Source organism: Burkholderia glumae LMG 2196 = ATCC 33617 (assembly GCF_000960995.1).
Classification (GTDB): Bacteria; Pseudomonadota; Gammaproteobacteria; order Burkholderiales; family Burkholderiaceae; genus Burkholderia; species Burkholderia glumae.
The window spans coordinates 2,460,385-2,487,281 of sequence record NZ_CP009434.1 but is presented as its reverse complement, the minus strand read 5'-3'; the positions used below and the strand labels follow the sequence as shown (position 1 = coordinate 2,487,281).

General features: G+C 64.0%; 17 protein-coding genes and 5 pseudogenes. 18 read left to right on the top strand and 4 right to left on the bottom strand.

Going from position 1 to position 26,897, the window contains the following annotated elements; all coding sequences use genetic code 11:
* Positions 1 to 3 precede the first annotated feature (3 nt).
* From KS03_RS11180 to KS03_RS33360, 7 genes are all read left to right on the top strand, one after another.
* Positions 4 to 1,179, top strand: a complete 1,176-nt coding sequence (locus tag KS03_RS11180) for an electron transfer flavoprotein subunit alpha/FixB family protein (protein WP_012733425.1) — start codon at positions 4 to 6, stop codon at positions 1,177 to 1,179.
* Positions 1,176 to 1,961 carry a drug:proton antiporter gene (locus tag KS03_RS11175; RefSeq protein ID WP_012733426.1) on the top strand — a complete coding sequence of 262 codons (786 nt, stop codon included), beginning with the start codon at positions 1,176 to 1,178 and terminating at the stop codon, positions 1,959 to 1,961. Before KS03_RS11180 ends, KS03_RS11175 begins: the two co-directional genes overlap by 4 nt.
* Positions 1,962 to 2,013: 52 nt before the next feature.
* Positions 2,014 to 3,255, top strand: coding sequence for an aromatic ring-hydroxylating oxygenase subunit alpha (locus tag KS03_RS11170; RefSeq protein WP_012733427.1), 1,242 nt, complete (start codon positions 2,014 to 2,016; stop codon positions 3,253 to 3,255).
* Between the two features lie 18 nt (positions 3,256 to 3,273).
* Entirely contained in the window at positions 3,274 to 4,419 is a 1,146-nt protein-coding gene (locus KS03_RS11165; protein WP_012733428.1) for an FAD-binding oxidoreductase, read from the top strand.
* Positions 4,420 to 4,572: 153 nt separating this feature from the next.
* Positions 4,573 to 5,436, top strand: a complete 864-nt coding sequence (locus KS03_RS11160) for a glycine betaine ABC transporter substrate-binding protein (protein ID WP_012733429.1) — start codon at positions 4,573 to 4,575, stop codon at positions 5,434 to 5,436.
* Positions 5,437 to 5,606: 170 nt separating this feature from the next.
* The gene (locus tag KS03_RS11155; protein WP_012733430.1) at positions 5,607 to 7,259 is read left to right on the top strand and encodes a trimethylamine N-oxide permease; all 1,653 of its coding nucleotides are present in this window, start codon (positions 5,607 to 5,609) and stop codon (positions 7,257 to 7,259) included.
* An 87-nt stretch (positions 7,260 to 7,346) separates the two neighbouring features.
* Positions 7,347 to 7,682 carry a hypothetical protein gene (locus KS03_RS33360; RefSeq protein WP_035977724.1) on the top strand — a complete coding sequence of 112 codons (336 nt, stop codon included), beginning with the start codon at positions 7,347 to 7,349 and terminating at the stop codon, positions 7,680 to 7,682.
* A gap of 143 nt (positions 7,683 to 7,825) precedes the next feature.
* On the opposite strand, the gene purU is transcribed toward KS03_RS33360, so the two are convergent.
* Together purU and KS03_RS29900 are read right to left on the bottom strand one after the other, a co-directional pair.
* On the bottom strand, positions 7,826 to 8,704 hold the full coding sequence (gene purU / locus KS03_RS11145; protein ID WP_012733431.1) for a formyltetrahydrofolate deformylase: 879 nt from the start codon (positions 8,702 to 8,704) through the stop codon (positions 7,826 to 7,828).
* A 376-nt stretch (positions 8,705 to 9,080) separates the two neighbouring features.
* Positions 9,081 to 9,902: pseudogene (locus KS03_RS29900) on the bottom strand (IS5 family transposase).
* Between the two features lie 183 nt (positions 9,903 to 10,085).
* Here KS03_RS29900 and KS03_RS11140 point away from each other — a divergent pair.
* The 11 genes and pseudogenes from KS03_RS11140 to KS03_RS29890 all read left to right on the top strand — a co-directional run.
* Positions 10,086 to 10,664 (top strand): annotated as a pseudogene (locus tag KS03_RS11140) (IS6 family transposase); the annotation flags it as partial.
* Between the two features lie 271 nt (positions 10,665 to 10,935).
* Positions 10,936 to 13,290, top strand: a complete 2,355-nt coding sequence (locus KS03_RS11135; protein WP_169511653.1) for a type VI secretion system Vgr family protein — start codon at positions 10,936 to 10,938, stop codon at positions 13,288 to 13,290.
* An 83-nt stretch (positions 13,291 to 13,373) separates the two neighbouring features.
* Positions 13,374 to 15,701, top strand: coding sequence for a M23 family metallopeptidase (locus KS03_RS11130; protein ID WP_232252184.1), 2,328 nt, complete (start codon positions 13,374 to 13,376; stop codon positions 15,699 to 15,701).
* Positions 15,702 to 15,774: 73 nt separating this feature from the next.
* Complete coding sequence (locus KS03_RS31280) at positions 15,775 to 16,302, top strand: hypothetical protein (protein ID WP_127913866.1); 528 nt, start codon at positions 15,775 to 15,777, stop codon at positions 16,300 to 16,302.
* Positions 16,303 to 16,563, top strand: coding sequence for a PAAR domain-containing protein (locus KS03_RS11125; protein WP_012733434.1), 261 nt, complete (start codon positions 16,303 to 16,305; stop codon positions 16,561 to 16,563). It abuts the gene before it with no gap.
* Between the two features lie 2 nt (positions 16,564 to 16,565).
* The gene (locus KS03_RS11120) at positions 16,566 to 17,915 is read left to right on the top strand and encodes a hypothetical protein (RefSeq protein WP_012733435.1); all 1,350 of its coding nucleotides are present in this window, start codon (positions 16,566 to 16,568) and stop codon (positions 17,913 to 17,915) included.
* Positions 17,896 to 21,459 (top strand): ImcF-related family protein, encoded by a 3,564-nt coding sequence (locus KS03_RS11115; RefSeq protein WP_012733436.1) that lies wholly within the window; start codon positions 17,896 to 17,898, stop codon positions 21,457 to 21,459. The genes KS03_RS11120 and KS03_RS11115 overlap by 20 nt, the downstream gene beginning before the upstream one ends.
* Positions 21,460 to 21,533: 74 nt before the next feature.
* A complete protein-coding gene (gene tssF, locus KS03_RS11110; RefSeq protein WP_080569378.1) occupies positions 21,534 to 23,366 on the top strand; it encodes a type VI secretion system baseplate subunit TssF in 1,833 nt (610 codons plus the stop codon).
* On the top strand, positions 23,363 to 23,899 hold the full coding sequence (tssJ, locus tag KS03_RS11105; protein ID WP_012733438.1) for a type VI secretion system lipoprotein TssJ: 537 nt from the start codon (positions 23,363 to 23,365) through the stop codon (positions 23,897 to 23,899). The genes tssF and tssJ overlap by 4 nt, the downstream gene beginning before the upstream one ends.
* 165 nt (positions 23,900 to 24,064) lie before the next feature.
* Positions 24,065 to 24,726, top strand: a pseudogene (locus tag KS03_RS11100) (transposase); the annotation flags it as partial.
* A gap of 64 nt (positions 24,727 to 24,790) precedes the next feature.
* Positions 24,791 to 25,608 (top strand): IS5-like element ISBugl2 family transposase gene (locus KS03_RS29890; RefSeq protein ID WP_085962362.1). Its coding sequence is split into 2 segments (ribosomal slippage): positions 24,791 to 25,139 and positions 25,139 to 25,608, totalling 819 coding nucleotides; the frame shifts between segments, so codons are not numbered across the junction.
* A gap of 21 nt (positions 25,609 to 25,629) precedes the next feature.
* Here the strand turns inward: KS03_RS29890 and KS03_RS29885 are convergent.
* A pseudogene (locus tag KS03_RS29885) lies at positions 25,630 to 26,446 on the bottom strand (IS5 family transposase).
* A 79-nt stretch (positions 26,447 to 26,525) separates the two neighbouring features.
* A pseudogene (locus KS03_RS33475) lies at positions 26,526 to 26,710 on the bottom strand (IS6 family transposase); the annotation flags it as partial.
* Positions 26,711 to 26,897: the final 187 nt, after the last annotated feature.

Sequence of the window (26,897 nt, the reverse complement as noted above, 5' to 3'; positions counted from 1 at the left end):
TCGATGAACCCGATCAAACGACTCGATCCGCGCCGGCCGTTCGTGGTCACGGCGGCCGGACTCAAGCGCATCACGCTCGGCGAGACCGCCGCGGCGGGCGCCAATCTCGCGCGCTGGACCGGCCACGCCCACGGGCGCGAGGCGGCCAAGCCGCGGCGCACGCTCGAGGCGGCCGACCAGGTGCTGCTGGTGGCGGCGCATCCCGAGCGCGGCGCGCTCGACGATCACGCGCGGCAGGCCGTGGCCGCCGCGGCGCTGATCGCCGACGCGCGCACCGCCGTGGTGCTGCTGTCGTTCGGCGAGCTGAAGGACGACCCGGCCGCGCTCGGCATCGACCGGCTCATCGAGCTGCGCGGCTTCGACCGCCGCGCGTTCGCGCCCGACGACGAACTTCACGCGCTGCTCGGCTGTGCCGCCGCGCTCGCGCCGCGCCACGTGTTCCTGCCCGACAACGCCACCGGCGACGGCGACCTCGGCCGCCGCTACGCCGCCGCGCTCGGCGCGAGCGTGGCCGCCAACGTGGTCGAGATCGATGCGCAGCACGTCGGCGTCTACGCCGACGCGAAGCGCCAGTTCGCCACCCGCGCGCTGCCCGACGTGGTGCTGCTGGCGCCGAACGCGGTGGAGCCGAAGCTGCCGTTCGTCGGCGCGGGCGAGCGGCTCGATCCGCCGTTCGCGCCCGACGCCGCGGGCCGGGCCGGCGGCGCCGGGCGCTATCGCGATCTCGGCGTGGAGGAGATCGACGCGGCGCAGGTCGCGCTCGAGGAGGCCGATTTCATCGTCTCGGCCGGCAACGGCGTGACCGATATCGGCGCGTTCGAGCGGCTGGCCGCCGCGTTCGGCGCCGCGATCGGCGCGAGCCGCGTGGCGGTGGACAACGGCCACTTCACGCGCGACAAGCAGGTGGGCGCGACCGGCAAGACCGTCGAGGCGAGCGTCTACATCGCCTTCGGCATCTCGGGCGCGGTCCAGCATCTGCAGGGCATCAAGGACTGCCGGCACGTGATCGCCGTGAACCTCGACGCGAGCGCGCCGATCGCCAAGCGCGCGAACCTGACCGTGGTGGGCGACGCGCAGGCGACCATCGCCGCGCTGATCGAACAAGTCAACGCCGCGCGCGCGGCCCGCGGCCATGCCGACGAGCCGCGCGCACGGCATCTGGAAGGAGTGGCCGCATGAACAGCTTCCGCAGGCCGTCGCGCATCGCCGTGCTGGTGTCGGTGGGCCGCCATCCCGTGAGCGGCGCGCCGCGCTACAGCCGCAACGACGCGGCCGCGCTCGAAATCGGCCGCGCGCTGGCCGCCGAACACGGCGCGCGGCTGGAGGTGCTGCACGCGGGCGACCCCGCGAATCCGGCGCTCGCCGACTATCTCGCGCTCGGCGCGAGCCAGGTGGACGTGCTCGAATGCGGCCCCGGCGACGACGCCATCGGCCCGCTCGCCGAGCGCCTGGCCGGCTGCGACCTGGTGCTGACCGGCACCCGCGCCGAAGGCGCGTTCGACACCGGCATGCTGCCGTATCAGATCGCCGCGCGGCTCGATTTCGGGCTGGCCGGCACCGCCGTGGCGGTCGCCCTGCGCGACGGCTGCGCCGAGATCCGGCAGTTCCTGCCCAAGGGCCTGCGCCGCAAGGTGGCGGTGAAGCTGCCGGCGGTGGTGGCCGTGCATCCGCTCGCCGGCGTCGAGCCGCGCTACGCCTACGCGCGGCTGCGCGAGGGCCGCATCGAGGCGCGGCCGGCGGCGGCCTCGCCGTCGGCCGGGCTCGAGGCCTGGCGCAGCGCGCCGGCCGAGCGCAAGCCGGTCCGGCTGGCGGCCGCCGAGAAGCGCTCGGGGCACGCGCGGATGCTGTCGGCGACCACCACCGAAAGCCGTGGCGGGAACGTCGTAATTGAGGGGAGTTCGGTCGAAAAAGCACAAGTGATCCTGGCGTATTTGCGCGAGCATCAACTGATCGATTACTGACATCCGGCCCGTGCCGGTCGGCAGGAAACAAGGATAGAGTCCGGAGCAAACGATGAATCAAACGGCAGACATTCGTGCGCTGGTGGCGCGCCGCCAAGCGGGTTACAGCCTGGAAGCCCCGTTCTATCTGAGCGAGGAGATCTTCCGGCTCGACATGGAGGCGATCTTCCGCAGGCACTGGATTCAGGTCGCGATCGAGCCGGACGTGCCGGAGCCGGGCGATTACGTGACGGTCGAGCTGGGCAGCGACTCGATCCTGATCGTGCGCGACGACGACATGGAAATCCGCGCGTTCCACAACGTGTGCCGTCACCGCGGCGCGCGCCTGTGCAACGAGGACAAGGGCTCGGTGGGCAACATCGTCTGCCCGTACCACAGCTGGACCTACAACCTGAGCGGCGCGCTGATGTTCGCCGAGCACATGGGCGAGAAGTTCGACCGCTGCAAGCACAGCCTGAAGCCGGTGCATCTGCAGAACCTGGGCGGCCTGCTGTTCGTCTGCCTCGCCGAGGAGCCGCCCGCCGATTTCGCGACGCTGCGCGCGGCGATGGAGCCGTACCTGCTGCCGCACGATCTGCCGAACACCAAGATCGCCGCGCAGGTCGACATCATCGAGGAAGGCAACTGGAAGCTGACGATGGAGAACAATCGCGAGTGCTATCACTGCGTCGCGAACCATCCGGAGCTGACCATCTCGCTGTACGAATACGGCTTCGGCTACCAGCCCTCGCCGGCCACCGCCGAGGGCATGGCCGCGTTCGAGCGCACCTGCGTGGAGCGCGAGCAGCAGTGGGGCGAGCTGGGCCTGCCGTCGGTGGAGGTCGAGCGCCTGCTCGACGTCACCGGCTTTCGCACCCAGCGCCTGCCGCTGGACCGCAGCGGCGAATCGCAGACGCTCGACGCGAAGGTCGCCTCGAAGAAGCTGCTCGGCGAATTCCAGCGCGCCGACCTCGGCGGCCTGTCGTTCTGGACCCAGCCGAACTCGTGGCACCACTTCATGAGCGACCACATCGTGACGTTCTCGGTGATCCCGCTGTCGGCGGGCAAGACGCTGGTGCGCACCAAGTGGCTGGTGCACAAGGACGCCAAGGAAGGCATCGATTACGACGTGAAGAACCTGACCGCCGTGTGGAACGCCACCAACGACCAGGACCGCGCGCTCGTCGAGTTCTCGCAGCGCGGCGCGGCCAGCAGCGCCTACCAGCCGGGCCCGTATTCGCCGTACACGGAAGGGCTGGTCGAGAAGTTCTCGGCCTGGTACATCGGCCGCATGGCCGCCTATCTGGGCGCTTGACGCGACGCGGAGCGAGACATGATGCGAGATGCCGCCAATTTCGAACCGGTGGACAGCCGCGTGACGCAGCCCGATTTCTGGCGCGCGCTGCCCGAGCGCTGGAGCAGCGACGCCGAGGAGACGCTGACCTGCTGCCACGTGCGGCAGGAGACGCACGACGTGAAGAGCTTCTTCTTCCGCTCGCCCACCGGCCGCTCGTTCGCCTTCGAGCCGGGCCAGTTCGTCACGCTCGAACTCGAGATCGACGGCGAGACGATCAACCGCTGCTACACGATCTCGTCGTCGCCGGCGCGCCCGCACACGCTGTCCATCACGGTCAAGCGCGTGCCGGGCGGGCGCGTGTCGAACTGGCTGCACGACAACCTGCAGGCGGGTGCCGCGGTGCGCGTGCTCGGCCCGGCCGGCGACTTCACCTGCGCGCGCCACCCGGCGCGCAAGTACCTGTTCCTGTCGGCCGGCTCGGGCATCACGCCGCTGATGTCGATGAGCCGCGCGCACTACGATCTCGCCGAGGATCGCGACATCGTGTTCGTCCACAGCGCGCGCACGCCCGACGACATCATCTTCGCGCGCGAGCTCGACCTGATGGCCGCGAGCCAGGCCAATTTCCGCACCTCGTTCGTCTGCGAGCGGATCGGCACGCGCACCAACTGGCACGGCGTGACGGGCTACCTGTCGCTGCCGCTGCTCAAGCTGATCGCGCCGGACTTCATGGAGCGCGAGGTGTTCACCTGCGGGCCGGCGCCGTACATGAAGGCGGTGCGCGAGCTGCTCGACGAGGCCGGCTTCGACCGCAGGCAGTATCACGAGGAAAGCTTCTCGTTCGAGACGCTGCTCGACGAGGCCGCGCCCGAGGTGGTCGAGACGCTGGTCGAGGAAGGCGTGCCGGTGCCCGCCACCACGCATCACACCGTCACCTTCACGAGGAGCCACCGCGAGATCAGCTGCGGCGCCGACCAGCACGTGCTCGACGCGGCGCGCCAGGCCGGCGTGCGGCTGCCCTCCTCGTGCTCGCAGGGCATGTGCGGCACCTGCAAGGTCAAGCTCGTGTCGGGGCAGGTGGAGATGAAGCACAACGGCGGCATCCGCCAGCGCGAAATCGACCAGGGCATGGTGCTGCTCTGCTGCAGCAAGCCGCTGTCGGACCTCGTGGTCGACAAGTGACGCCTGCCGTTCCGGGGCCGGCACGCGGCTGTCGCTTATGGGCAAGCGCGTGTCGGAAAACGACGATACCGGGGAATTGTGGCCGCGGAACCTAGAGACACCCCAATCAGACATGCCCTCGGCATGCCCACGACCACCCCAAGGAGATCGACCATGAAGTTCATCGGAAAGCTGGCCTGGTGCGGCGCGTTCGCCGCGCTGCTGACGGTTTGTTCCCCCGCATCCGCCGACACCAAGCCGACGCTGAAGATCGGCTACGTGGAGGGCTGGGACGACAGCGTCGCGACCACCAACGTCGCCGCGCAGATCATCGAGAAGAAACTCGGCTATCCGGTGCAGCTGGTGCCGGTGGCCGCGGGCGTGATGTGGCAGGGCGTGGCACGCGGCGACCTCGACGCGACGCTGTCGGCCTGGCTGCCCGTCACGCACGGCGCATACTGGGATCAGTTCAAGACCAAGGTGGTCGATCTCGGCACCAACTACCCGGGCGCGAAGATCGGCCTGATCGTGCCGACCTATGTGAAGGCCAAGAGCATCGCCGACCTGGAAGGCGAGAAGGCCGACTTCGGCGCCCGCATCGTTGGGATCGACGCCGGCGCGGGCGTGATGCGCAAGACCGACGATGCGATCAAGGCCTACGGCCTCGGCTATACGCTGATGGCCAGCTCCGGCAGCGCGATGACGGCCGAGCTGGCGCGCGCCGAGAACGCCAAGAAGCCGATCGTGGTGACCGGCTGGGTGCCGCACTGGATGTTCGCGAAGTGGGACCTGCGCTTCCTCGACGATCCGAAGAAGGTGTACGGCGATGCCGAGCACGTGGACAGCGTCGCGAACCCGGCGCTGGAAACCAAGGCCAAGCCGGTGGTGGCGTTCCTGAAGAAATTCCAATGGAAGCCGGGCGAGCTCGATTCGGTGATGCTCGCCATCCAGGGCGGCGCGAAGCCTGACGTGGCCGCCGGGAAGTGGATCGCGGCGCATGGCGAACGCGTGAAGGCCTGGACCGACGGCGCGCAGTAGGCCGCAAAGCGGCACGATTGCGCCGCTGCTGAGGAAGGCGAAGTAAAAATGCCCGTCCGACCGGGGGTCGGACGGGCTTCGTTTTTTGAAAAACCGCATGCTCGACGGGCTTTTCGCGAAAGCGTTGGTACACTACGCCCCTTGTGCGGACTCTTGCTAGGAGGTTCTGGATGGGTCAAGCCGGACTGCGCGCGCGCAGCACCAGCGAGGTCGATACGACCGTCTCGCATGAAGAAAACGGCCGCACGCTGCACCGCGGCCTCAGTTGGAAAGATGCATTCTGGGTGACGAGCGGCGTGCCGGCCGGCGTGCTGTTCACGATCGGCGGCGTGTGTGCCACGATCGGCCAGCCCGCGTGGGCCGTCTGGATCGGCGCGATCACGATGGGCCTGATCCAGAGTGCGACTTACGCGGAAATCTCGGGCTTGTTTCCGCACAAGTCGGGCGGCGCGTCGGTGTACGGCGCGATCGGCTGGGTGCGCTACGGCAAGCTGATCGCGCCGGTATCGGTCTGGTGCAACTGGCTCGCCTGGTCGCCGATGCTCGCGCTCGGCTGCGGGCTCGCCGCCAGCTACGCGCTCACCTCGCTGTTCCCCGCCGACGCGGCGATCCAGCACTGGCAGTGGACCGTCGCCAATCTCGGCTTCATCAAGCCCGGCCTCACGCTGCGCATCAACGCGACCTTCGTGATCGCGGCGGCGCTGCTGCTGATCACGTTCCGGCTGCAGCACAGCGGCGTCTCGAAGGCGGCCCGCACCCAGCGCATCCTCGGCATCGCCTCGCTCACGCCGCTTTTGATCGTCGGCATCGTCCCGTTCGTGACGGGCGACGTGCCGATGTCCCACCTGCTGCCGCTGCTGCCGCTCGGCCACGATGCGCACGGCAACCTCACCGCCGCGCGCTTCGGCACCTGGAACGGGCAGGGCGTGGTGATGGCGCTCGGCGCGATGTTCATGGCCGGCTGGGCCTCCTACGGCTTCGAGACGGCGGTCTGCTACACGCGCGAGTTTCGCGACCCGCGCCGCGACACGGCCCGCGCGATCTTCTGGTCCGGCGCGCTGTGCCTGGTGGTGATGACGCTCGTGCCGATGGCGTTCCAGGGCGCGCTCGGCACCGGCGCGATGCTCGACCCGAGGATCGGCGACGGCACCGGCGTGGCCGCCGCGATGGCGCGCATGGTGGGCGGCGGCGCCTGGGTGGCCAACGCGATCGTGGTGATGCTGATGCTGTCGATCCTGCTGATCGTGATGACCTCGATGATGGGCTCGTCGCGCACGCTCTACCAGGCCTCGGTGGACGGCTGGCTGCCCCGGTACCTTTCGCATGTCAACGAGCACGGCGCGCCCACGCGCGCGATGTGGACCGACCTCGGCTTCAACCTCGTGCTGCTGATGATGTCGGACTACATGACGGTGCTGTCGATCTCGAACGTCTGCTACATGATCTTCGTGTTCCTGAACCTGCAGTCGGGCTGGATACACCGCATGGATCGCGGCGGCTGGGAGCGCCCGTTCCGCTGCCCGACCTGGCTGCTGGTGGCCGGCTCGGTGTGCGGCTACCTGAACCTCGTCTATGTGGGCGCGGGCGCGGACCTGCAGGGCGAGGGCACGCTGCGCAACGGGCTGATCGCGATGCTGCTGATCGTGCCGGTGTTCCTCTACCGCCACTACTGGCAGGATCGCGGCCGCTTCCCGGCGCCGATGCAGCGCGACATGGCGCTGGCCGTGCCGAGCCGGCACCGCCTCTACGACGCGGCGCCGTATGCGGCGCTGATCGCCGCGGCACTGACCGTCGCGATCTCCTACCTGCTCGCCTGGGGCTGAGCCCGCGCGCGCCGCGCGCCACGCCTTGCCGGGTCAGGCCGGCGCGTGCCGCGTGGCGAGCACCTCGTCGATCAGCCCTAGGGCCTGATGCTGCTGCTCGAACGGCTGTCGCCCGACGAGCGCGCGGCGTTGCTGCTGCGCGAGGCGTTCGACTGCGATTACGCCGCGATCGGCGCCGCGCTCGCGCGCGGCGAGCCGGCGGCGCTGGGCGCCGACGCCGGTTTCGCATGGGTGCTGGACGGCGAGATCACCGCGCGGTGGGTGCCGTGCCTCGATGCGCACGGCCACCCGGCGCTGCGCGTCGTCACCCAGGCTGCCGCGCTGGCGGCCGCGAACCGGGCCGTCGGGCGTCGCGCGGTGGCCGCGCTGCTCGCCCGCCTGTTCCGCGGTGCCGCACGGGCCTGCCCGGCCGTCCACGGCTGACGCGCGCCGCTCAAAAAGAGGCCCGCTCGCATCGCTGCGCGCGGGCCTTCAGGGTGAGAGACGAGGAAACATCGTGAATCGCGGGCCGGTGGCCGGCACACGGCGTGACGGCCGCCGGAAGGCGGGGGGCCTTGCTGCCCGAATTACTGCCCGAACACCACGGTGCGGTCGCCGTTCAGGAACACGCGGCGCTCGATGAACGCCTTCACGGCGCGCGCGAGCGTGATGGATTCGACGTCGCGGCCCACCGTCAGCAACTGCTCGGGCCGATAGGCGTGATCGACGCGCTCCACCACCTGCTCGATGATGGGGCCTTCGTCGAGATCGTCGGTCACGAAATGAGCGGTGGCGCCGATCAGTTTCACGCCGCGCGCGTGCGCCTGGTGGTAGGGCTTGGCACCCTTGAAGCCGGGCAGGAACGAGTGGTGGATGTTGATCGCGCGGTTGGCCAGCCGCGCGCTCGTGCCGGGCGAGAGCACCTGCATGTAGCGCGCGAGGATCACCAGCTCGGCGCCGCTCGATTCGAACAGGTCGAGCCACTGCGCCTCCTGCTGCGCCTTGGTCTCGGGCGTGATCGGGAAATGGCGGAACGGCAGCCCGTGCTGGGCCGCGAGCGGTTCGAGATCGGGGTGGTTCGAGGCGATCGCGACGATGTCCATCTTCAGCTCGCCCATCTTCCAGCGGAACAGCAGGTCCGCTAGGCAGTGCTCGAGCTTCGAGACGAGGATCATCACCTTCGGGCGCGCGCCGGCGTCGTGGATTGCCCATTGCATGTCGAAGCGCGCCGCGATCGGCGCGAACTCGGCGCGCAGCGCGTCGATGTCGGGCGTGCTGCCCGCGGCGGCCGGATGGAACGCGCAGCGCACGAAGAAGCGCCCGCTCAGGTCGTCGTCGAACACGGTCAGCTCGTCGACGTAGCACTGGTGGCGGTCGAGCACGCCGACCACGGCGGCCACCTGGCCGGCCGCGCTCGGGCACGACAGCGTCAGCAGGAATCGGGAATTGCGTTCGGAGCCGGTCATGCTTTCCTCGGATCACGGCGGCGCGGCGCGCCGCACGCGGCCGCACCGAAGCGGCCGGTTTCCAGTAGACCAGTTGCGCGCCTCGGTGGATAGAATCGAAACGCCGAGATGCTGGTATCTGTGCGCCAGCTTGCGATGCCGTCCGGCTGCGCGGGGCCGGCTCCGGCCCTTGCGTCGGCAAGATCGGACCGCCGCCAAGGGGCCGCCCGATTCAGGCCGCGCAGGCCGCGCTCGAACAGCGGCGCGCCGAGCGTTTGCTCCGGCTTTGTCACGTTGCCGTTCGGACGGACATCAAGAACAGCGGAGCTAGACTGTCAGATGGCATCGGACGGATTTTGGACGAGACCAGTGAGCAAGCGCCAAGCCTCGAAGCGGGCTACCAGCTGTTTTCCATAAAGGCACGCGCGTAGCGCTTGTGTGTGGAGCAGATGACGGCGGCAGCCAGGACAAGCAGAGCGGTATGAATATCGAGGCGTCGTTCGAAGCGAATTCGAAGCTTGCCGAATCCGGCGAACCAGGCATGCGTACGCTCGACGACCCAACGATGCCTGCCCAGCCGTTCGCTGCTTTCGATACCGCGGCGTGCAATACGAGCCTTGATGCCGCGCTGTCTCGGATAACGTCGGCAACGCCCGAAGTCATACCCTTTGTCAGCGTGCAGTTTGCTCGGGCGCTTGCGTGGCGGACCGTTCAGTCCGCGTACCGCAGGAATGGCATCGAGCGTGGACTCGAATGCCATCGTGGCGGTTGGCTCTCGTGATCGTGACGGCCAGAGGAATGCCGCGTGCATCTACGATGATGTGTCGTTTCGATCCGAGCTTGCCGCGGTCGGTCGGGTTGGGGCCGGTTTCCTGGCCCTCCGGGGGCTGGAGACGCTGGCTCCATCGATGCTCGCACGCTCCCAATCGATCTGGTCGTGCTCACGCAGCCGACGCAGCATCGCCAGATGCAGCCGATGCCATACACCGGCCGCTTGCCAGTCTTGCAGACGTCGCCAACACGTCATGCCACTGCCGAAACCCAGCTCTTGCGGGAGGTCTTCCCACGGGATGCCGGTTTGCAGCACATACAGGATGCCGTTGAGCGCAGCTCGGTCATCGACCGTGCGCCGCCGTCCGCCCTTGGGCGATGGGGTGAATTCCGGAATCAGCGGTTCCGGCTCCACCCACAACTCGTTGCTGATTTTGCGTCTTGCCAGATCGCAGACGATACGATTTCTGCTACGTCATGTCTAGGTTATGTTAGCGGCTCTCAATATAGTTAAAAAGCATTGAATTTTTTTAAATACTCCAACCCGATGACGAGCGCCGTGAGGTGGGGGAGAGGCTTTCTAGTACGCGCCGGCTTGGTATTGTCAGGTTGCTGCGCGAAGGCTTGTATCATCGAGCTGACCTATGAGACGGTGCGATGCTGGGCCACGAAGTTTGGTCTGGCGATCGCACGGCGCATCCGTTCCGCGGCCTCGAGCCGCAGTGACAAATGGCACTTCGACGAGATCGCGGTGACCATTCGCGGCGTGAAGCATTGGCTCTGGCGAGCCATAGATCAACACGGTGCCGTGCTTGATGTCCTGGTTCAGCGCCAGCGCGACACCACGGCGGCCAAGCGACTGATGCGCAAGCTGCTCAAGCGCCACGGGCGCCCGCGGGTCATCGTGACGGACAAATTGCGCAGCTACGCGGCGGCCAACAACGTACTTGGCCTGAGCGTCGAGCACCGCCAGCGCAAGGGGCTGAATAACCGCGCCGAGAATTCGCACCAACCGACTCGCGTGCGCGAGAACGGGATGCGCCGTTTCAAATCAGCGTGTCAGCTGCAGCGATTCGCGTCCGTGCACGGCCAGGTTTCCAATCTGTTCATGGGCTACCGCTATCATCGGGATGCGAAACGCAAGCGTGTGGCCCGAGCCCAGGCGAAGGCGGCTTGGGAACGGGCATCGTGCGCCCGCTTGGCCACGTAAGTGAATCGCTGGCGGGCTCACCTTGACCTTCCTCGTATGGCTGCCGAATTACCTGACAGTACTATTCGTTGTGCAAAATTCTAAGAAGCGACGTAGTTCTCTGCGTGAACTTCTTGCTCCCTGCGGCATCACTGTCAGACATCATCAAATTCAGGTCGGTCTGATGGACATCGCTGTTGCCTTGATCTACTTGTGCGAACCTGAAGGCATCGTCCCCGAGCTTTGAGTGGGCGACTTTGTCAGTGTGAAAACTCTCGATCCTATGGCGACCATGCAAACTCTCCAGGATGTGCTCAAGCACCCAAGCGCGATCGTCACCCAGCCTCTCCATCTCGAGATAGCGACGCTGCGGTCACCGATATCGGTGTTTTCGTTTGTCCTCACGGAAGAAATGAACACACCGTTTGTCGCGGACATCACCGTTACGTCGAAGGACAAGCACATTGACGGCGCGGCCGTGATCGGGCGCCCGGCCATCTTCTCGATCGAGGAACACGCGTCGGTGCCGTCGTTGCCCGGTCTGATCAACCCGGTCCAGCAGGCGACACGCACTGTGCACGGCATTGTGACGCAGTGGACGCGGGTCAAGACGTCGCGCGACGAGGCGACCTACCAGCTGCATCTCAAGCCGCGACTCGCACTGCTCGAGCAGGTACATGATTCGGCCGTATTCCTGGACCGCTCGTTTCGCGAGCTGCTCACCGACACGATTGTCGATCGCGACCTGTTCCAGTCTTATGACGTCGAGTTCGAACTGGACGGGCTCGACGCGAAACTGCACCAAACCGTCATGTACGAGGAGACGATCGCGAATTTCATCGACAGGCATTGCAGGCGCGCTGGCGTCTTCTACTACTTCAAACATGCGAAGAAGGAAGACGGACCGCAGCGCGACACGCTGGTGTTCAGCAATACCGCGCGCGGCTACATGCGGGCGCTCGAGGTGCCGCTGCTGCCGAATTCGGGTCTCGTCAGCTGGCACGAGGCCATTCTTGAGCTGAACGTGACGCGCTCGCTCGTGCCGCAGACCGTGCGTGAATGGGACCACAACTACCGGCAGCCGGACGGTCCGTTGCAGGTCGAATCGGTCGTGGCCGAGAAGGGGGACCGCTCGGTGTACGGCAGCGTCAACTGTAGCATCGAGCATTTCCACTCCGCCGAGGAGGGACAGGTGCTTGCCGATGCACGACGCGACGAGCTGATCACGCGTCAGACACGGATCTCGGGCAAGAGCAACGTGATGGGCATGATGCCGGGCATGGTGGTGCGGGTGATCAACGACACCGTGCCCGAAGCGCCACACGGCATCGTGATCACCAAGCTCGTTACGACGGGTAGCCGCAAGCAGTCGGTGACCAATCAGTTCGAGGCGATCCCGTCGCATCTGACCTACCGGCCCGAGTATGTACCGGAAAAGCATTGGCGCTGGATAGGCGGTGCACTTATCGGCATCGTGGAATCCGGCGACGACCAGCCGTATGCATGGATGGACGAGTATGGCGGTTACCGGGTGAGGCTTCTCTTCACACGGCACACCGGCAAGCGCGGCACGAACAGTATGTCGTTGCGCCTACTGCGTACGTCGGCCTCGTATCAGGGTGGTCTGCACGTCCCATTGCTGCCGAACACGGAAGTCCGCGTCATTGCGACCCACGGCAATTGCGATCGGTTACTGATCGCCGGTGCCGCCCATGACTATGCGCGGCGGGATCTAGTACATGGCAAGGAGGGCTGGTACAGCCGTGCGGTGTTCCGCTCGCCGCTGCTGGGCAACAAGCTGCGCTTCGAGGACTTGAAGAGCCACGAGGGCATTCGGCTTGCAACGGTCTTCGGCAAGACGGCGCTCAATATGGGCTATCTCGTTGACGGCGAGAAGAACAAGCGCGGCGAAGGCTACGAGCTCACCACGCAAGGTTGGGGCGTAACGCGCGCGGCAAAGGGGTTGTTCTGGTCGGCAGACCCCGTAAACCCGACCGCTCCGCATCTCGAAATGCAGGCGGCGATCAAGCAGCTGCAAGCCGCTATTCAGCGCGTGACCGCGCTGGCCAATGCGACCGCGCAGGCACGTGCCACCCCGGCCGACAAGACGACGCAATCGAGTCTGATGGACGTGCTCGACCAGTTGAAGAACGCCGGACTGCTTGCCAGCGCACCGGCCGGCATGGCGTTCGTCACATCGAAGTCGATCCAGCAGGCGGCCGGCGAGAACGTGATCGTGACGGCTGGCCAGCACGCGGACGTGAGCGTGCTCAAGCGGTTTACCGTAGCGGCCGGCGAGCTCATCTCGCTGTGCGCACATAAGCTCGGCCTGAAAATCTTTGCCACGCATGGCAAGGTCGAAATCCAGTCGCAGAGCGATGCGATGGAGCTGGCTGCGGCAAAACAGCTGAAGCTGGCAAGCGCGGACGAGGACGTGCTGGTGGTTGCGCGCAAGAAGATCGTGCTGGCCAGCGGCGGCGCCGCACTCAAGATCGAAGACGGCACATTCGAATTCATCAGCCCGGGAGCCTTCAAGATCAAGGCCGGCTCGTTCGTGTTCCAGGGTCCTGGTAATGTCAATCCGCCATTGCCCGTGCTGCCCAAAAGTAATCTGAATTCCCCCGACGACTACTCGCTTTCGCACTGAAGCCCATGATTATCAGTCCGCCTTTTCTGCTGCCTGTCTCCACCGGCTCGGCTCCGGACGCTCGGTCCAAGGACGATCCGTTGATGGACGAACTCGACAAGATGACCGATAGCGGGGGCATCTATCCGATCGCGTTTGATCGCCGCTGGCATACGGGGCTGCATCTCGTTCCACGAAGCAACGCCTCGCTGCCCGTGCGAGCCATCGCCGACGGGGAGGTTGCTGCCTATGGTGTGTACCAGACACCGGTAGCCGATGTGTTCGACGACAAGAATACCAATGCAGGATTTGTGCTCCTCAGGCACACGACCGAGACAGGCGAAAACCGCGAGTTGACGTTCTACTCGCTGTACATGCATCTGCTCGATTTGGCCGGGATGACAACCGACGGTATTCAGCCGCCGGCGGTCAATGAGCCTCACAGCATGCCCGATTGGCTGCGTTATCCGACCGGCGCGGCCGTATCCGGCGGTGGCAGGAAGGTGCGGCGCAAGGATATCCTGGGGTATACGGGCGATTGCCAAGGGAAACGGCATCTGCACTTCGAGATCTTCATGACACCCGGCGATTTCGATGCCTATTTTGGTGCGACGCAGCTTGGGCACCCGCATGTCGAGACGCCGCAGGGGAGCGACTGCTGGGGCCACAGTTACTACGTGATTCCCGCGAACCAAACTTTCCGCGCGCAGCCACCCGGCGTGGACGCGCACAGCAAATTGCACGGGATTAAATTCGCTCCTAGACAAGAGGGGCAGAATGAGCATCCCTTGTACGTTGAAGTGTACTTCCACAAGGGGGACAAATTCACGAACGTCTGGAGCGTCGCGACCGACGGTAGCCGCACACTCCTCACCCCTGACCCGGTGGGTGAGCCACAGTTTGAATATGAGATGTACAAGCGTGCGAGTGCGCTGTACTCGACTTGCGCAAGCGACGGGTACGAGATGTTGCGATTCGGGCGGATTCTGAGCCAACCGGCAACGCTGCCACCCGCTCCAGATCAGGAAACGTCCGCCGCTCCGAATCCGCGCGCGACATGGTATTGCATTCCGTTCGCTAGCGGACAGCAGGGCTATATTGACATCAGCAAACCGAGCATCAAGAAAGTTTCGGACGCGGATTTCCCGTTCTTTATGGGGTGGCGGAAAATCCAGGCGCAGACCGCGCCAGTTGATCCGAACGGGCTCTGGGACCTCGACAAGCTCAAAGCCCTGGTCCGCACTTCGATCGGGAATGTCGAGGCCGCCGGGAGCGGCGCAGCGGCGGCACAGCAAACCGCAGAGCAGAAAAGCGAGGCCATGCGGCATTACATCAGCGATCCGGACCACAAGGCCGTGCAAGCGCTGCTACATGGCTTCGTCTGCGAAGCTCCGAGTGAATGGGACAGTGCCAATCTGGATCCTCGCTATCGAAACCTACTGGACGAAGGGGAGCATTTCGAGGGAAACCAGGACGCGTACAACAAGTTTCTGGACTTCGTCAAAAAGCTTCAGTTTTGGGACAAGACCGGCTTGCCCGCAGGCGGGAAGGTCTGGTTTTTCCACCCGCTCGCGTTTATTCGACATTTCAGAAGATGTGGATGGCTAAGTGCGAATGAACTGGCAAAAACAATGCCGAAATTCCCATTCTACGGAAGGCAGGGGAATATTTATATTGCACTAAAGGGCAGTGCCATCTATACCATGGATGGGGAAAGCATCAAGACCGCGCAGCGACCTTTTGTTAATCATCTAAGTCAAGCGATCATCAAGTACGGACTGGCCCCATTGCATAGGCGCGCCTTATTCTTGGCGCAAGCAAATTGGGAAACGGCGCAGTGGAGAAATATCACGGCTCATCCAATTATGCATGAGTGGGGATACGGCGCCTATAACGCCGGCAATCCCGCGACGCAATTTTACGCGACCTTTTATGGGCGCGGTGCGATGCAATTGACCTGGGCTGCAAATTATCGAGACTACGGAAATTTTTGCGGGACCGTAAGGTTGCCAAACCATGTCGGAGTTTATTCCGATCGCTTGTCTAACGCGCCCCGAATTACCGGCACCTCAACGCATTGGACGGTTGCGCCATCGGATCACGGTACTCAGATCACTTGGGCTCCAAGGTTCGATCCCAATGTCGTTGCTGATGATCCATTCCATGCATGTAACTCTGCAGGGTTTTATTGGATTTCGAAGCCTTTTCAAACAGGCATAAATATCAGCAGAAAGGCTGACCAAGCGTGGGGCTACCAAACCGTTCAGAATATAAGTCGCGGTGTAAACGGAGGTAGCAATGGAAAGATCGAAAGGCAAGCATATTCCGCGTTTGCGGCCCATATTTTGCTCGACTCGACGATTAATGGGCGAGAAGAGACCATAAATACGCCGGTCGGTACAATTAGGGTTGATTTTAAGGAAATCGAATAACTTTGTTCAGAGGATTCCTATGGGCGGCAATTTGGTGAGAATTTTGGCAGCATCACTATTTGGATTTTTTCTCATGCTGTCGACCACGGCATTTGCTGATGCCGCAGCCTCGACACCCACAGTTCCCGGCAATATGAATATCAAAAAAGGCAGAGGAGTAAGTAACGCCGCTCGTCGAGAAATAGAGCATGCGCTAAAGGAACTACCTGATTTTGATGCCAAAGACAATAAGGTGATGCAAGTCTTTACGTGGGACGGAGCGGCAGGGCCGGGAATGATCGTCGCGGATCGCGAGGGGGTAGGCAGATCCGCGGGGTGCGCAATTTATGAAAAAATCGGAAATTCTGTTTTTGAATTAGTGAATGGTCAGCCATTCTGTTGGCTTTCCAGTTCGTCAGGTGAATTTAATAGAAAATCCTCCAGTATAAGATTTAAGGGGAAGATCAGGCAGTCATATGATAGTCCACTGAATGATATGTGGTTTGATCTATTTTATGATGCGCACACCGGAATTTTTTGCGACCCCTCTTCGAGATCAAAAAAATTTAGGTGTGGAGAGAGCTTTTCTCGGCAAGGCGCTGATACATCGTCTGGAGAGTAAATGAATTCCCCCATTCGCAAAGACGATGAACTGGAGCACGGCGGCCGGGTCACGGGTGGTTCTTCGACCATGGAGTTCATGGGCCGACCGCTGGCGCGCAAGAGCGATGCCGCGCACTGCGACCTGCACGGCGAAACCGTGAGCGATGAAGGCGACGAATCGTTTCCTGACCAAGACGGCAAACCCGTGGCGATGCATCTGCATCGCTGTGCGTGCGGCTGCCGGTTGATCTCGTCGCTGCAAAACGTACACATCGGCTGAGCATGCCCGTCGACCTTTCTCCAGCAGGACTGCCATCGGCGTATCCGGCGCACGGGCCGCGCTTCTGGCCGTGGCTGCTCGGCTGGCTGTTGTGCTGCGGGCTAGGCGCGGCGGTGGTGCTGTTGCTGTGGCCGACGGGCACGCCCGCGCGTGGCGCGCGGTTCTGGCTTTGCCTGTTCGGCATCCCGAACGCGGTATTTTTCGCGGCGCTTGCCATTGCGCGAACGATCTACGAGGCGGACTACCTCCACGCGCTGTTCCGAAACCGGCATCGCGCAGCCTGGCTCCGGGGCCGCATCCTTACGGCGCAGCGGCCACTGCAGGTGCTCGGCGCCGGCTACTGTCTGCCATTGGACGGCAAGCCGCTCGGTGAAGTACTCGCCGGGAAGACGTCCTTGCTGGAGGCGCGCGTGCCTCGTAGCGGCACCGGTCGTGTCTTGCATAGCCGTTTTGCCGATGACGACCCCATGCTCGGCGAAGACCCGGATGCGCCCGGTTTATTTGATACAGATCTGCCAGACGGTGACGACGCCGAGCATGTCGAGGCTTTCGCGCCGATCGACGCGCCAGATCCGCGTGCGCCTGTACCACCCGCCGTGCGCATGATCGCGCAGGCGCTGGCACCTCTCGTGGAAAGCCTGGTCGCGCTCACACAGTACGGCGCGAAGTATGCGCCTGCGGTGCGCGTACTGTCGGCTCCCGAAATGGCAGATGTGCGTGTGGATCAGGTCAGGCAGGCACTGCAACGAAATGGTCTGCCGGATCTCGAGTGCTTCGCCGTGCCGGCGACGGATGGCTTGATGGTGGCTGACGCCTGGCTCGACGCGGGCGAACAGCGGCCGTTGCTGGTCGTCGCGGCGGAATGGCATGACACTCCATCGCCGGGCAGCACCGAGGGCGCGGTCGCCGTGCTGCTCGGCCCGGGCATGTTCCAGTTGCCCAAACCCGTTAGCGTGCTCGGCCTGCTGCACCGTCCGGTCACCGACGAGCTCGACGGTCTGGACGCAGTACTGCAGAACGGCGTGCTATGGGGCAAGAGCGATGTGACCAGTGTCGCTACGGCGTGGATCAGCGGCCTGGACGGCTCGCACGACACGAAACTGCTCGCTGCGTTGCGAGCTGCCGGCCTTGCGGGCATCGCAAAGCAGGAGGCCCAGCGCCGGCCCGATGCTCTTATCGGACAAGCTGGCGCAGCCGGCGGGTGGCTGTCGGTTGCTGCGGCGCTCGAGGCGGCCGCCGGAACGCAACTGATCCTCCATGCACCGTTGCTTACGACGATCGCGCAAGCCGCGATCCTGCACGTCAACGACCGAATGAATCACAAAGAACCTGATGATGAACGCTCGCAATAACATGCAGATTCTCGGGACGGCCGAGGCTGAGACGACCGAAACCAGCCGGCTGCTCGCCTGGGGTCCCATATTTCTGGCACTGATCCTGGCCGGGGTCGCGTTCGCGCTTGTGTGGTTCAAGGGTGCGCTGTTTGGCGTGCTCACGCGCGAGGCGAAGCTCGGCGCATCGGTCTGGATTTTCCTGGCGCTCGTGGCGGTGCTTCTGTTGCACATAGGGCTGCTGTTCGGTGGCGCATACCGCCTCGTTGGGAGGGTGTTTCGCGCCGAAGTCGGCGATCGGGACGCCGCAGTAACGCAGACGAAAACGCTCAAGTGCGACGCTCGCCTGCAGACCGTCTGTGATGAACTGCGCGCCACGCGCGGCTGGTGGTGGCGTTATCGAACGCGTTGGCTGCTTTTGACCGGCACGGACGCTCTGATCGAAGATGTCGCGCCCGGCCTGAAGCGCGCGGGTGTAATGCCCGTTGCCGACGCGATCCTTGTGCATGCCGCACCGGATGGCATCGATGTCGGGGCATGGCGCCGCCAGATCCGGCAGCTACGCCGCCGACGTCCCGTCGACAGCGTCGTCCATGTCACTGACGCAAACGCACCCGAAACCGAACTACCGCGCGCACTGGCCACGCTTGCGACGGATCTGGGATGGGCTGCGCCCGTCACGCTCCTGCACGCGGTGCCGGCCACGGGCGGCCACCCCGAGACGTTCGAGGCAATCGGCGCGTTCCCGGGTCCGTCGCTCGGCGGCACGCAACCGGCTTCGGTATTGCGCGAGCAGCTCGCCGTGATCGGGCGGCATACGGCGGACGCTGGCGTGCGGCTCTGCGTCACGCCCACGCGGATCACCTATCTGGCCCAGATCTCCCAGTACATCGACGAGCAGCGCGAAAGCATCATCTCGGGCTGGAATGCCCTATTCGCCTCGCATTGGTATCGGTCCCGGTTGGCCGGCGTAATATTCGCACCTGTTTTCGAGACTTCCGCCGCAGTGCCAACGCCCGTTCCGGTGGTACCGATCGCGCCAGCCGGAGCAGAAGCGGCGGCTGTCGTGCCGACGGGGACGCAGCAACCGGTGATGTTCCAGCACCAGCCTGCCGCACTGCTGCCCGCGTGGCGCACGATCGCGCGCCGGCGCGATACCGGCCGGCGGGTCGGCTTCTACTGGCCCAATGTGCTGGCCTGGTTCGTGACTGTCGCCGCGGTCACGTGGTGCGCGTGGATGACCGTTTCGTTCGTCGGCAACCGGCAGCTCGCGCGCGAAGCGCGCGCAACGGCGAATGCCGCGGCCGAGGCCCGGCCTCAGACCGCAGTGGCCTGGCGCGCGCAACTGGCGTTGCAGCAGCTAATCGAAAAGCTTGAGTATCGCCAGCAACACGGTGCGCCGTGGTATTTACGCGGCGGACTCTCGCGCAACGACGAAGTGCTCGCCGGGCTCTGGCCGCCATACCGGATCGCGGCGACCCGCAACCTGCAGACGCCCGTCGTGCAGACGATTGGCGACCTGCTCAAGGCTGCTGGTCAGACCCGGGCCGACAGCCTCGAGTCGCAGGATACGCGTAGCAGCACCTACAACGCGCTCAAGACGTACCTGATGCTCGGCGATCCGTCGCGTGCTGAACCTGCGTTCCTCAAACGCATGCTGGTATCCCAATGGCCGCGCCCGGTCGAGATGCCCTTGGGCGAGCGCGATGACACCGGCCTGCGGCTTGCTGGTTTCTATGCCGATCACCTCAAGGCGCATCCTGGATGGCGCATCGGATTGAACAACGGTCTCGTGACGTCGACCCGCAATATGCTGGTCACACAGATGGGGCTCGCGTCATCTGACGACACGGTCTATCAAGGCATCATCGAGGAGGCGAGAGGCAGGTACGCGGACGCGTCGCTTGAAACGCTGCTCGCTGGCGCGGACGCTCGAGGTCTGTTCACGACCTCGCAGACCGTGCCAGGTATTTATACCCGTGCCGCCTGGGACGGAATGATCGCCGCAGCGATCAACAAGGCTGCGAGCGAGCGTCGCACGAGCGGCGACTGGGTGCTGACCGGCGCCCCGCCGGCGCAAACCATCGGCAATATGCTGTCACGGGGTGCCATCAGAACCGCAGCCGTGATCGACGAAAAGCATGCGGCCGAGGACCTGAAACAGCGCCTGACAGCGCGGTACTTCGCCGAGTACACGGCAGCCTGGCAGGGCATGCTCAACAGCGTCCGCTGGCAGCCGGCGGCGAACCTGAACGGCTCGATCGAGCAACTGACACGCCTCGCCGACGCACAGACATCGCCGCTCATCGCACTGATGAAGGCGATTCAATACCAGGCACAGGCAGGACGGCCGTCGCAGGCCCTGGCCGACACGCTGGTGCGCAAGGCGCAGAGCCTGATTGGCAGGGACGATCAGGCGGCCGCGCCGACTGTCAACCCGCTCGACAAGTCATTCGGCCCGCTGCTCGCGCTGATGGGCGACACCGCTGCCGTACCGGCTGCAGGCGGCAAAGGCAACCCGGCGGCCAATATCGCGCTGAACGGCGTGAGTCTCTCGCGGTACCTGACCGCAGTCACGACGATGCGCCTGAAGCTACAGCAGATCGCAGGCAGTCCTGACGCGCAGACGATGGCGCGCTCGCTCGCGCAGGCGGTGTTCCAGGGCAAGCTCTCGGAGCTGTCACAGGCACGCGACGACGCGGCGCTGACAGCCGCGAGTCTCGGGACGGCGTGGTCCGGTTTCGGCGATGCGGTATTCGCGCAACCGCTCGAGGCCGCCTGGCAGACGATCCTGCAGCCGGCTGCGGCAAGCCTGAACGAGGCGTGGCGGGCGAGCGTGGCGGCGCCGTTCAACGCGGCGATGAGCGGCAGGTATCCGTTCTTCGACACGAACGCCGATGCGTCATTTGCCGAACTCGGGCGCTATGTGCGGCCCGACACGGGCCTGATCGCACGCTTCTTTGCCACGCAGCTTGCTGGCGTGCTGAAGCTCGAGGGCGATCACTGGACGCCGAACGAGCTGGCGCCGCAGGCGCTGCAGTTCGACCCGACGTTCCTGACTGGTATCCGGCAATTGTCGACCGTTGGCGCGCAGCTATATGTGCAGGGCGATGCGCGAGAGCGCTTCGAGATGATGGCACTACCGACGCCCAACGTGACACGCTCGGAGTTGTCGGTTGACGGCAAGCAGATCGTCTACTTCAATCAGCAGGAAAACTGGACGCCGCTCGCGTGGCCCGGTACCGGCCTGAACGGGCACGCGGGGCTGACATGGCAGACACTCGACGCCGGCCTTCGGCAAGCGTTCGATTCGACCGGCGACTGGGCGTTCCTGCGCCTTCTGGCCAAGGCCGACATGAAGCAACTCGACAGTACCCGCTACCAGGTGACGTGGAACACGGCGAACGCCGAACCATTGTCCTACGTGATGCGCACGCAGATCGGCGCAGGACCGCTCGAATTGCTGAAGCTGCGAGGCTTCCGGATGCCCGAGCGGATTTTTATCGTCGGAAAGGCAGGTGTCGTGCCGGTACTGCCGCCTCTGCCACCGGAGCTTCAGCCATGAACGAAAACAGAAACAGGCCGCTGGCGCCCGACAGAAGTCTCAACGCTCCGCAGAAAGTGTCCGTTGGCCATGAGATGACAGGTCGCCTGGATGAGGAGCGGAGGGTCTCGCAAGACGATCCGTTCCTGCGGTATTTCGATTCGGAAATGCGCTACCTGCGCGAAGCGGGCAGAGAATTCGCCGAAGCGCAGCCGCAGGCCGCGCGGCAGTTGGGGATGACAACACCCGGCGCGCCGGACGATCGCGTCGCAGCGGTCTACGAGGGCTTCGCATTCCTGACGAGCCGGCTGCGCATGAAACTCGATGACGCGCTGCCGGAAATCACCGACCCGTTGATCGATCACCTGTGGCCACATGCAGGCCGCACCATCCCGTCGTTGGCGATTCTCGAGTGCAAGCCTCGCACGGGCGAAGCACGGATTCTGGACATCCTGCCAGCAGGCCTGCAGGTGCGCTCGACGCCGATCGGCTCCGACGGCACGGTATGCGTTTATCGCACCACCCAACCGGTGCGTCTGCTGCCGCTCGAAGTCTGTGAGGCAGGCGTGCGGATGCGCGAGGACGGCCGCACGGTGATCCGGCTCGCGTTCAATCTGCTGCATCGCGAACAGCGCCTGCTGGACGACCTGTCGCGCATCCGCCTGTATCTCCACGGAGATCGGCCTACCGCGTCGGCGCTGTACGCAGTCCTCACACAACAGGTCGAGTCGATCGGCATGCGGATGCCGCGCCTGCTCGACTGTCAGCTGCAGCCGCAACCGGCCATGCGGTTCGAGGCGGCCGGTTTCGGGCCGGATACTCGGCTGTGGCCGGTTGACCGCGACGCGCGTGACGCTGAACTCGATCGCGAGCAGACCATGCTTGAGTATTTCGCGTTCCCGGAAAAATTCCACTTCGTTGACCTCTGCGGATTCAACACGGCGGGCGTGCCGCCCGGCGAGACTCGCATCGAATTCGAGATCGTGCTTAACGGCCGCATTGCCGGGGACGTGACGTTCGGCGCGAACAACATCCGTTTGTTCTGCACGCCGGTGATCAACCTGTTCGAGCTGGACGCACAGGCGATTCGACCCAACGCGCATGATCGGGACTATCCGGTACGTCCGCCCGCGTCAGCCGGCGATCATATCGAGCCATATGACGCACAGTCGGTCGTGGCAGCCGATCCCCGCAACGCGATGTACCACGAATACCAGTCTTTCAAGGAATTCCGGCACCGTGGCGGGATGATGCGCTACGAGTCGCCCGAGCGCTATTACCACTCATCCATCCGCCATGGTGTCACGGGGCAGCGTGAGATGTGGGTGACGTTAGGTGGCCATCTATGGGATGAACCTGGTAGCGTGCCAGACGGGCACGTGACGGTCCGCGTGCTGGCAAATAATGGCCGCCTGCCGCGCATGGCGCTAAGCGAATCGATGATTACCGAGCCTGTATCGGCGTTCTCCGGCGTCGAGCGGGTGCGCAATCTCACGGCTCCCACGATGCCGCTGTATCCACCGCGCGGCGGCGAATACGACTGGAAGGTAGTCTCACACTTCAATGCGGCTGGTTCGACGGAACTGAACATGATGGATGCGAGCGTCTTGCGTGGTGCGCTGTCGTTGTACGACTGGTCGCCGCAGGACGACAACATGCGGCGCATCGAGGCGATCCACTATGTTTGGCTGGACGAAGACACTGAAATCATCGGTACGCGAGTCGACAGGATCGTGAACGTGAACGTCGGCATCGAGCCATCGGGTTTTGCCGGTCCCGGCGATGTCGCACTCTTCGGCGACGTGCTGAGCCGCTTCGTTGGCCGCTATGCCTGCTTCCATTACGCGGTGCGGCTCGTTTTATATCAGGGTGTAGGCGGGGCGGTTCGGCGTTATCCGCCCGTACTCAAGACGGGAGACTGGTTGTGACACGGCAAACGCATCGGACGCTGCGCGGAATCCGGCTGACAGGTGGACTGGCGGCGGCCACTGCACTGCTTGTCGGCTGCGGCATGTGGCAGTCGATCAAGGAAACGACCGTCGACGCCACGCGCGCGGTATTCGTCGAGAAGGTGAAACAGATGAACCTTGTGATCGAAAGCCACGCTGCGCTGAACCCGAACGAGCAGGGCCGGTCACTGCCGGTCGTACTACGCGTCTATCAATTGAAGGATACGAAGACCTTTGAAAATGCGGCTTATGGTCAGCTACTTGACGATGATCGCGCGTTGCTAAAGGCCGACCTCACCGGCAGCATGGAGGCCATACTCGGCCCCGGCGCAACGGTAACGCTGTCGGCGCCAATGGCGGACGATGTGCAGGCTGTGGGCGTCGTGGGTTTTTTTCGCGATCAGGGCGGCGCCTCGTGGCAACTGGTAATTCCGAAGTCGCAGTGGAAGAAGACGGATCCCGTGAAGCTCATCGTAACGGGCAACCAGATTGAACTGGGCACGGAACATTGATGAAGCAACGCATGACCACGGCTGCTATGAATACACCGGTCACATGCTGCTCCCAGCGAGTTATTGTCGAATCTGGTGTACAGGAGGGAGCGGGAGAAGGCGGTGGCGATTGAAGGAGAATGTTGCTTTCCAAGGTAACAGCCCGACAATCGGAACCCCACCACCATGGCGAAAAGTACGCATGAAGCGAACCGCAGTCAAGCAACAGAAACAGACATCAAGGGCGCACCAGGCCTGGACGATTTGATCCAGCAAGGTGCCCGGCAGATCATCCAGCAGGCGATCGAGGCGGAATTGGCGACGTTGCTCGAGCAGTATTCGAACGAGAGAACGATTGACGACCGACGGGCGGTCGTGCGCAGTGGCTACGTGCCGGAGCGTCAGATCGTCACTGCCGTCGGTCCGGTGCCGGTCCAGGTGCCCAAGGTCCGCGATCGCTCGGGCTCGGGTGTGAAGTTCAATTCGGCAATCGTGCCGCCCTACGTGCGCAAGTCGCCACGCGTATCGTCATCGCTGCTGTGGCTGTACCTGCGCGGGTCTCGACGGGCGACAAGAGCGAGGCGCTGTCCGAGCTGCTCGGCGAGCAGGCCAAGGGCCTGTCGGCGAACACCGTGAGCGGCCTGAAGGCCGTGTGGTCGGACGAGTACGCGCAGTGGAACAGGCGCGACCTGTCAGCGTCGCGCTGGGTCTACTGGTGGGCCGAAGGCATCCATACGCAAGCGCGCACCGAGGATGCCGACGGTCAGTGCTTGCTGATGATCATCGGCGTGAAACCGAGCGGGGAGAAGGAACGTGTTGCGCTAAGAGGCCAGTTCAAAAACTCCCGAGAGGGGCTGTTTACTTCCTCGGCAAGCTGTTAACCTTGGGCATCAGAACAACGGAAGTCCAAGGATGGAAGCGCCAATCATTGACGACGAACTGTGGATACTGATCGAACCATTGCTGCCACCTGCGAAGCTTCGAGCGAAGAGCGATCCTGGTCGCCCGCGCGTGTCCGACCGTGCGGCTCTCAACGGCATCCTGTTCGTGTTCAAAACGGGAATTCGTTGGAACCACTTGCCGACTCGTCTGGGCTTTGGCTCGGGCGCCACATGCTGGCGGCGATTGAGCGACTGGCAAAAGGCTGGTGTATGGGACCAACTGCACGAGTTGCTACTCGACAAGTTGCGTGCGGCCGGCCAAATCGATCTGTCATACGCTGCGGTCGATTCGTCGTCCGTGCGCGCCGTTGGGGCGGGCGAAAAACTGGCCCGAACCCCACCGATCGCGCGCGACCCGGTTCCAAGCACCACGTCCTCGTAGACGCCAACGGCGTTCCTCTCGTTGCGATCCTGACTGGCGCGAACACCAACGACGTCACGCAGTTGCTGCCGCTCGTTGATGCGATTCCACCCATTCGCGGCGTTCGTGGCCGACCGCTTCAGAAGCCCGGCGTCGTCTACGCCGATCGCGGCTACGATTCCACCCGACATCGTCGCGCGTTGCGCGAACGCGGTATCAAGCCCGTGATCGCCAAGCGCCGGACCGAGCATGGCAGTGGTCTGGGCAAGTATCGTTGGGTGGTCGAACGTACGCATTCCTGGCTCCACAATTTCCGGCGCCTACGCACTCGCTTCGAGCGAAGTGCCTACATTCACGAAGCATTCCTCAAACTTGGCTGCTCGATCATCTGTTGGAACATCTTCAGACGAGCTGAGCAGGGTTTTTGAACTGGCCTCTAAGAAACGGTTTCATAAAGACGGTTGTGCTCGCCGCAGGGTATTCCAGCAGATCAAGCAACAGCCGAGTTTGAGGAACGCTTCGTGAATGTCGACGCGACGATCGAAGCGAATGCGCAGACGGCGGAAATGATGCAGCCAGGCGTGAGTACGTTCGACGACCCACCGGACTCTTCGAAGGCCACTACCGTGCGGGTGACCGCGCCGCGCAATGCAGGTGGGGATGTTGCGCTCGTGAAGGATGCGTCGATATTTATCGTGGTCGTAACCACGATCGGCATAGACGCGGCTAGGACGGCTCGGCGGCCGTCCACGCTTGCCACCGATCGGCACGATGGCCTCGATCAGCGAACCAGTTGGGTGACATCGTTGCGATTGGCGCCGCTCAGGATTGCCGCGACCGGCGTTCCGTTGGCGTCGGTTGCGATGTGGTGCTTGGAACCGGGACGCACGCGATCGGTGGCGTTCAGGCCAGTTTTTCGCCCGCCCCAATAGCGCGTACCGACAATGAGTCGACCGTTGCATATGAGAGGTCGAGCTGGCCGGTCGCCCGCAACTTGTCGAGCAGCAATTCGTGCAGCCGGTCCCACACGCCAGCCTTTTGCCAGTCGTCCAGTCGACGCGAGCATGTCGCGCCCGAGCCGAAGCCCAGCCGGGTCGGCAAGTGGTTCCACCGAATGCCAGTCTTCAGCACGAACAGGATGCCGCCGAGCGCCACGCGATCGGGAACACGCGGACGGCTCGGATCGTTCTTCGCGCGAGGCTTCACAACAGGCAGCAACGGTTCGATCAGTTTCCACAGTTCGTCGTCAATGATTGGAGGTTCCATCCTTGGAAGTTGTGTTTCATGCGCCGGCCCATCTCGCCGTGATTCCATCATCGTCCCGCAACCAAGCGTCCCATGTCGGCATTAGATTGGGTTCGCCGCGCAGGGCCACCGCCATTTCGTCGAAATGCCAGCTGCTGCCGCGCTTGCGCCGGGCAGCCTTGACGCGACAGGCGAAGGCCGTCCCTAACTTGTCGAGCCAGCGGCGAATCGTTTCGTAGCCGATTACGACGCCGCGCTCGAACCGCATTCCTCGATGTCGCGCAGGCCGCGCCCGCGCTGCATCGAGCGCCGCTTCGCTACCGATTGCAGAGCGATGCCTGCCGGCACGGCGGCAGGCGCGACGCTGCCCGGTGTTTGGCAGCACCGTCGCGCACAGACCAGTCCAGGTCGTCTGCAGGCGAGTGGGCAAAAAATTGGGTTTGTATTTTTGCTCGACGGGTGCCGATCGTGA